This is a genomic window from Candidatus Poribacteria bacterium (genome assembly GCA_026702755.1).
Classification (GTDB): Bacteria; Poribacteria; WGA-4E; order WGA-4E; family WGA-3G; genus WGA-3G.
This window is the reverse complement of the sequence record JAPPBX010000020.1, coordinates 1-5,719: the sequence shown is the minus strand read 5'-3', so window position 1 is coordinate 5,719 and position 5,719 is coordinate 1. Positions and strand designations below refer to the sequence as shown.

General features: G+C 48.2%; 7 protein-coding genes. 2 read left to right on the top strand and 5 right to left on the bottom strand.

Translation table 11 applies throughout. The features are described 5' to 3' along the window. On the bottom strand, positions 1-204 hold a 204-nt coding region (locus tag OXH39_04120), incomplete at its 3' end, for an LON peptidase substrate-binding domain-containing protein (protein MCY3549623.1). Between the two features lie 284 nt (positions 205-488). On the opposite strand from OXH39_04120, the gene OXH39_04115 reads away from it, so the two are divergent. Together OXH39_04115 and OXH39_04110 are read left to right on the top strand one after the other, a co-directional pair. Next, positions 489-992 (top strand): hypothetical protein, encoded by a 504-nt coding sequence (locus OXH39_04115; GenBank protein ID MCY3549622.1) that lies wholly within the window; start codon positions 489-491, stop codon positions 990-992. A gap of 2 nt (positions 993-994) precedes the next feature. Beyond that, entirely contained in the window at positions 995-2,188 is a 1,194-nt protein-coding gene (locus tag OXH39_04110; protein ID MCY3549621.1) for a mandelate racemase/muconate lactonizing enzyme family protein, read from the top strand. 395 nt (positions 2,189-2,583) lie between these two features. Here the strand turns inward: OXH39_04110 and OXH39_04105 are convergent, their stop codons facing one another. The 4 genes from OXH39_04105 to OXH39_04090 form a co-directional block, all read right to left on the bottom strand. Then, positions 2,584-3,198 (bottom strand): hypothetical protein, encoded by a 615-nt coding sequence (locus OXH39_04105; protein ID MCY3549620.1) that lies wholly within the window; start codon positions 3,196-3,198, stop codon positions 2,584-2,586. A gap of 33 nt (positions 3,199-3,231) precedes the next feature. Beyond that, positions 3,232-3,669: an Rpn family recombination-promoting nuclease/putative transposase gene (locus OXH39_04100; protein MCY3549619.1), complete on the bottom strand. Its 438-nt coding sequence runs from the start codon at positions 3,667-3,669 to the stop codon at positions 3,232-3,234. 94 nt (positions 3,670-3,763) lie between these two features. Continuing rightward, positions 3,764-4,870, bottom strand: a complete 1,107-nt coding sequence (locus OXH39_04095; GenBank protein MCY3549618.1) for a cohesin domain-containing protein — start codon at positions 4,868-4,870, stop codon at positions 3,764-3,766. Between the two features lie 221 nt (positions 4,871-5,091). Then, positions 5,092-5,719, bottom strand: a 628-nt coding sequence (locus OXH39_04090; protein MCY3549617.1) for a hypothetical protein, incomplete at its 5' end; no start/stop codon positions are given.

Below are 5,719 nucleotides of genomic sequence, written 5' to 3'. Positions count from 1 at the left end.
CGAGGAGGTGGGCGAAGCCGCCTCCTCGCCTTCTTTGATGAGTACAATACCGAATTCAGACTCATGTTCCAAGCAAAATTTGACCATCGTGCGATAACGCGGCTCAAAAATATGTAGTGGCAAAAGTCCACCAGGGAACAAGACAACTTGTAATGGAAAAAGCGGAATCTGGCGTTCGTTAGACGTGTGTGAATCGGTCCGCATCTGAAAACTCCTCTTCTCAGGATGTTTGATATAGCAAAATGGACTTAATTGGACTGTTGGTCGTAGTTTTAGTATACACCCGTGTTCGTTGTGTATTTGATAAATACCTATTTCTAATCACAAACCTGTATATATTTTTGCACAAAATGTGTGATTCGTCAAGATTTTTTTATCAAGTCGCCCGAGTCTTGACATTCCGGTGGGTTTTCGTTATAATACATTTAGCCGAAACAGATGCTCGCAAACGTCTCGTGTAAACTGTATTATAACGATTGGAGAATACCGTGAATTCAGAAAATTTGAGAAACGCTTTCGTAAAGTCTAAAGACATCACCCTTAATCTGTTAGGGGGTGTGCTATTCCGGACGCGGGTAGAACCGATTCGCGATACGGACGGGATAAAAGGATTAAAAGCCCACTGGGTAAGTGAGCAAGAGGATAACTCGGTAACAATTGATACACCTTCCGGAAGTGCCGATATCAAAATAGATAGTAACACCGCACCGGCTATTGAGTATGTAGAAGATGGTGACAAGCGGACGATTGCCATCAAACATATTGAAGGTCTTTCGTGTGAGTTAGACGAAGAAACGTTGGACAAGATCACCACGCCCAAGGGCGCGGGGATTGCGATGGGTATTGGTGCGGGTGTCGGATTGTTAGGCTGGTTTCTCATTTCTGTGATGCGCTCCCTTGCAGTTGCGCGCAGCAGCCAAGCCGACGATGCAATTCCACAGGTTATTTCCGAAGAAGATAATGGTCAATCGGCGGATCCTGTGAGTGGGTAAATATGAAAATTACGGCAGTTGATCCGTTTTATCTACGGATGCCTGATATCACAACCGCTGCTGATGGAACGCAAGATACACTCTTGGTCCGGATCCGGACGGATACGGGGTTTGAAGGCTGGGGAGAGTGCGATGCTTCGCCTTTGGTAAGTCTTGCTGTCTATTGCTGCCCGATGTCCCATGGAAATATCATCAATATCCGCACTTCGTTAATGGGTGAGACGCTTGAGAGTCCTGACGATGTGGTTCGGTTGAGCGAAAAGACATTCCGCAACGGACTGGACATTCAGCAGATAGCGCACGCCTATAGTGGTGCTGAGATTGCTTTGTGGGATCTTGTCGGTCAGAAGTTGAGAAAACCGGTTTACCGTCTACTTGCGGAGATGTCAGGAACCTCTGATGTGGCACATCCGAAACTGCCGTATGCCTCTGTCCTTTTCGGAGACACACCAGAAGAGACCTATCATATTGCGGCAGAATTGCGCCTACAGGGATATCGTGCTGCGAAGTTTGGTTGGGGACCGATGGGTAAATTCGGCGAAGCGAACGATATTGCGCTGGTGCATGCGGTGCGTGAAGGCATGGGAGCAGAAGCCCGAATTATGGTTGATGCGGGTGTTGTTTGGGGCACTGATCACCAAACGGCTTACCAACGTGCTGAGGCGTTTGCCCAATTTTCTCCAACATGGTTGGAGGAGCCGCTTTCTCCTGATGCTGTTGATGCCTACGGTGCCCTGACACAAAGAGGGCCAAGCATTCCAATCGCAGCGGGTGAAGGATCGAATACCTATCGAATGGCAGAAGACTTGATTGTGAATGGGGGTATCCAGTTCGTGCAGATTGATGCCGGACGCATTGGTGGGATTATGCCTTCTTTTCGGGTGCGTCAACTGGCAGAACAGTGCAATATTCAGTACGTCAACCATACGTTCAAAAGCCACTTGAGCCTTGCTGCTGCGCTGCATGTGTTTGCAACGCACCCGGATTTCAGTCTATTGGAATATCCTGCAGCGGGATCGGAATTATCGCAGCGGTTGGTAGCAGACCCGTTTTCTGTCGAATCTGATGGGATGGTTCGAGTCAAAGAACTGCCGGGACTCGGTGTGCGTGTGGATACGGCAGCGATTCGTCCGTATTTGGCTCCGGTCCGGATTGAAGTTGGAATGGATACAGTTTTTGAACAAACAAACCTATAGATGTCTCTGATAAAATAGATAGGCGAGGTTTTCTAACCTCGCCGGTCTTTCATCCACGGTATGCTCTCTTTTTCACCCGCCCGCAATTGTATCAGTTCAACAGGACTTACGCAAAATCAGAGAATTAGGTTTACCATGACGCAATCAGTGCGGTTGGGAAACCGCACCTACCGGGGAAGTGCGTAAGTCCTGAAAAGGTTACATCATGGAAAAAAATGACGTCCAACAACAAAAAAGCCTAAACCTTATCTATCTATGACAAACAATATCTCTATATCCTGCTGCGGGGTTTTTCGCTGTGTTAGAATTCTCCAGACACAGAGATACGTTGTGAACCGCCGAGGGTGTGGGTGTTAAAAGCGTAGTTGATAAAAAACGACCTCTCATTTTGCACCTTATAATCCGTGTTGGAAGGCACGCAAACTTGAAACTAACGAAGCATTTACATTCAATGCTTTCAGGCGAGCCAGGTCCGTAATCCCTTCAAGTGCGGGTTTTAGGGCATTGACATCTGCCTGCGGGAAACGTGCTGTGAGAATTGCTAACGTGTTTTCAATCGTTGTTTCGCGTGCCCCTTGTTCTATACCTTGTTCTATACCTTGTTCTATACCTTGTTCTATACCTTGTTCTAAGTAATGTTCTGCCATACTTTGCATCAGGGATGCCTCCTGCTCTGATAAACTGAATGTTTCGCTGTGTTCAGAGATGAACCGTTCTAAAACCCCGCGCTCTTCAACCGAGCGACGATAGAAAACCAATAGATACAGATAATACAGTGCCTGCTTCCAAGAACCATCCTCTGCAACCGTGAGGGTGCCAAGATGTTCACTCAAACGTTCTAACGCAGCCCGGAACTCACTTGACTCCGAATCCTCACGTTTCAAGAGCGTCAGCAACCAACCCAATGGACGTTCTGTCTTCAGCAGATTCGCATCTGATTCAGACTTGACACCGAGAAAGAGCGTCTCAAAACGCGGAATAAAACGAACCAAAGGTTCCGGAACATCCATCAAACTCTCAAGTGCCGGTAGTGTCTGCCAGACCTATTCACCCGTATAAAAAACAACAGGGATAATCGGACGAAACCGCCACTCACGCTTCGGCACGTTCTCTGACACCCACTGCTGACGCTGCTGATCCCATATCTGAACCATGTAAAATAGTAACCGAAATCCCATCGCCGGGTCTACCGTGGATTGATGTTCTATGAGAATATAGATCATCACTTCCCTTTCATCGGCATCCCGGAAGGGTAAAAGGAACACCAGATCCGATTCTTGTTCCCGGAGGTTGTCAGCAACAAAAGTCGTATTGACGCGGCGGATCTTGCGAAAATCAAGGGATCCCACGAGGTCGCTCCCAATGATTTCGAGCAACCCGTGGAGGTTATCGGGGTTCGACAAAAACCATCTGGCACTCCGGTCAGGAAAGGTGCCGAGGGGTTCTTGCAAGAAAGAGAGGATCTCATCAAAAGCGTTCATCGAATTTCACTCGCTGCCTATCAGGATAAAATGTTGCGTTTCAGATACCCTTTATTCTACCCGATTTCTCCGAGGCTGTCAACCTTAGCAGATTTCAAGGTTTCCATGCGTCCCACTCCTTATCACCTTCAACATCCCACCAATCTGTTGATTCTATGCTTGATGCAATCGCTGCCAGTTTCTCTGTTTCAGTCAAAAGATCATTGGTAGGATACCAATATGCCCTCAAGACACCAACAAGGACATTTTTTAACTTAACTGCCAAAAGTTGTTCCAAGACGCGGATACCCCGTTGGAAGTCTGTGCTTGACAGGTTCATCTGCCGTGCCTGACTTAGCCACTGCTTCACTTGTGTGCTTGTCGGTGTGTCCTCAGGCGGAAGACTCCAGATTTCCGGTGCGGCTGCGGTATTACCGAATGCTGCAGCGACAAGCGTCAAGTCAATGATGTTGACAACCCCATCATTATTGACATCCGCATCATTTGCGCCAGTCTTCCGGAAGTTAGCAGCAACCAAGGTCAGATCAATAACGTTGACGATACCGTCTTTATTGACATCCGTGGACAGTTGTGGAGGTGCCGAAATCTCAGCGTTTTCTATCTGCGGCGTTGAGCTTCCAGCGGAACGGTCTGTGAGTAGCACATCGGTTAATCGGACGGTGGAGGCTTTGACGGCAATGACTTCAAACGTAATCGTTGCAAGTGTGCCGTCCCCATCGCTTTCACCAGTGAGTGAGGAGGCTGCAAGTGTCACGGTGTTGCCTTCAACGACAGGTGGAATAAAGAACGCACCTGCAGGTAGGTAATCGCCGTTCATACTCTCAATGTATCGGAGTGCAGAGATGTCAAATGATACTGTTGCTTGGTAACCTGCGATGTCTTCAGCGTCCGCGATTTTGAGGGAGAGGGTCAGTTGTTGTCCGGTAGCCGGGGATTGTGGTGCGGTAGGTGAAAGACTGAGTATCGCATTCGATGTAGGAGAGGGAACCAACTCCCACAGCAGCACCGTGCCATCCCAACTTCCTGAAGCGATAGTAGTGCCATCCGGGGAATACGTTATCTCATTTATGTTTCCTTTACCGAGTCTCGCTTTCGCACCCTCGGGCAGGTGCCACTGCGGGTCGTCTTGGGCGAAGGTATTTGATGGCAAAACAAAAATCACAAACCCAATCAGTAAAATCGAAAAGCATCTATTTTTCATCGAGTCGTCTCTTTTCCTATTCAGCAGGAAGTGGCACAACCTAACAGGTTATGCTACAAAGTGGAATCTTGGATTATTTATACTACACAGGATTTACGCAATTTTGACGATATGACGTTCCGTTAGCGGGTAAACTCTCAAAAACAGAGACGTTTTCAGTGCACAGGAAACCAACGGTCTCCTATGCTACAAAAGAGCACGCTGCGTAAGTCCTGTTAAAGTTAGAATTCCCCAGAAACAGAGATACGCTGTGAACCACCGAGGGTGTGGGTGTTGAAAGCGTAGTTGATAAAAAACGACATCTCATTTATCCGTAAATGGAGTCCAGCACCTGCAGAAAGCCCGTGTCCATTCCAACCGCCGCGGAGTGCGACGATATTGAAAAGCCAATATTCCGCGCCGATGCGTGGCACAAGTCCGCCTCCGCCGCCACCTACCTCCAGATCGGCTTGGTCAGTTTCAATATCTGCACCGATCGCGCCTTTACCGAGGCGTGGCACAGTGAAGTGATAAGCCGCCCCGAGTCGGAATCGACGCGTACGGGTGAACGTTGGTGTATCGGCGGTGTCCCAACGGATTTGCGTGCCTGTTGCGTCTAATAACATTGCACCGACGCGTAAACCTTTGTAGGGTTCCACAATTAAACCGATGTCGATACCGAAGCCGTTTCCACTGTTTTCAAAGATGGATTGATTGAGGAGTTTGAGATTGCCACCAACGGCTGCCATCGGATGCACCTGACGTGCATAAGAGATAAGCAGGGCATTATCGGTGTTACTGAAATACTCTGCGATTTCTGGTTTGTCTATATACGGTTCACCTTCTTCCTTGATACCGTTGCCGTTTTTG